We start from the raw sequence: 1,042 nt of genomic DNA, 5'->3' as shown, positions 1-1,042 counted from the left end.
TCATATCTATATCCTTTCCGATGATATATATGAACATCTCACGTATGGAGACTTTACCTTTGTAACTCCCGCTCAAGTAGAACCAGCGCTTTATGAGCGTACACTCACAATGAATGGTGTTTCTAAAGCCTATGCGATGACGGGCTGGAGAATCGGTTATGCTGGGGGGCCACAAGAACTCATTAAAGCTATGGATACCATTCAAGGTCAGCAAACATCTGGCACGAGTGTTATTTCACAATGGGCTGCTGTTGAAGCTCTCAATGGGCCTCAAGACTTTATCACTAAAAATAAAAGTATTTTTCAAGCACGTCGTGATCTCGTTGTTTCCATGCTAAACCAAATACCTGGCATTCATTGTCCAACACCTGAAGGTGCTTTTTATGTGTATCCTTCTTGTGCAGAACTTATTGGCAAAAAAACACCAAATGGCCAATGTATTAGGAATGATGAAGACTTTACTATGGCGCTTCTGGAAACAGAAGCTGTCGCCGTTGTCCAAGGGGCTGCTTTTGGACTTGGGTCAACTTTTCGTATTTCTTATGCAACATCAGAAAAATTACTTGAAGAAGCTTGCACACGTATCCAGTCTTTTTGCAACAGCTTAATTTAAAATTTTTAACATCATCTCTTGTGATTGTTTTTTGCTGAATGTCAATCTATCCGACAAAATATCAAAAACTATGTTAAAGATAGAGCCTATCAATTCAGCAAAAATATTCATGCATAAACATAACAAAAAAATAGAAACCGCAGATAAAGATCAAAAAAATCAAGCAATCAAAAAAATGAATCAGTCTATTGTCATGAGAGATAAAAAACTGTTTAGCTTTCTCCATCCAATTTATAACGCTAAGAAAGACCTCATACTAAAAAAACAATCACCCTTATAATTAATAACCTTACAGTTAAACCTTTTCTATTTCTTGGCATCCTTTTCACCTAAAAATGAAGAAGTGTCTCCCTCTCTCCATTGTGTAAATAGTTCAATTTCTCTTAAGTTTTCGCTATTAACCCCTTAATTGACTTATAGGTTTTACGA

The 1,042-nt window shown here is 36.4% G+C and carries 1 protein-coding gene; it reads left to right on the top strand.

Going from position 1 to position 1,042, the window contains the following annotated elements:
• A partial coding sequence (locus BN338_RS10145) for an aminotransferase class I/II-fold pyridoxal phosphate-dependent enzyme (RefSeq protein WP_039762097.1) occupies nucleotides 1-613 on the top strand: 613 nt, incomplete at its 5' end.
• Nucleotides 614-1,042: the final 429 nt, after the last annotated feature.

This window comes from Bartonella queenslandensis AUST/NH15 (assembly GCF_000312585.1).
In the GTDB taxonomy this organism is placed as follows: Bacteria; Pseudomonadota; Alphaproteobacteria; order Rhizobiales; family Rhizobiaceae; genus Bartonella; species Bartonella queenslandensis_A.
This window is presented reverse-complemented; position numbering and strand designations above follow the sequence as displayed.